This is a genomic window from Pseudoalteromonas sp. SIMBA_162 (assembly GCF_046535955.1).
GTDB lineage: Bacteria > Pseudomonadota > Gammaproteobacteria > Enterobacterales > Alteromonadaceae > Pseudoalteromonas > Pseudoalteromonas marina.
In genome coordinates this window covers 1-261 of record NZ_JAWJBQ010000607.1, presented here as the reverse complement: position 1 = coordinate 261, position 261 = coordinate 1, and the positions used below count along the sequence as shown (strand labels likewise).

1 protein-coding gene is annotated in these 261 nt (G+C 67.8%); it reads left to right on the top strand.

Annotation, left to right across the window (positions count from 1 at the left end; genetic code table 11):
* Positions 1-20: 20 nt before the first annotated feature.
* The coding region (locus R0J88_RS21100; protein ID WP_410901041.1) for an MFS transporter at positions 21-261 on the top strand (241 nt) is incomplete at its 3' end.

Sequence of the window (261 nt, the reverse complement as noted above, 5' to 3'; positions counted from 1 at the left end):
AGGGCATTGGCGCGGGCGGCATGGTTTCGGTCAGCCAGGCAATCATCGGCGACTTCGTGCCCCCGCGTGAACGCGGCCGCTACCAGGGCTATTTCAGCAGCATGTATGCAGTGGCGAGTGTCGCCGGGCCGGTGCTGGGAGGATGGTTGACCGAGTACCTGTCATGGCGCTGGGTGTTCTGGATCAACCTGCCGCTGGGGCTGGTTGCCTTGTGGGCGATCCACCGGGCCCTGGGCGGCATGCCGGCGCAGCGCCGCGAGG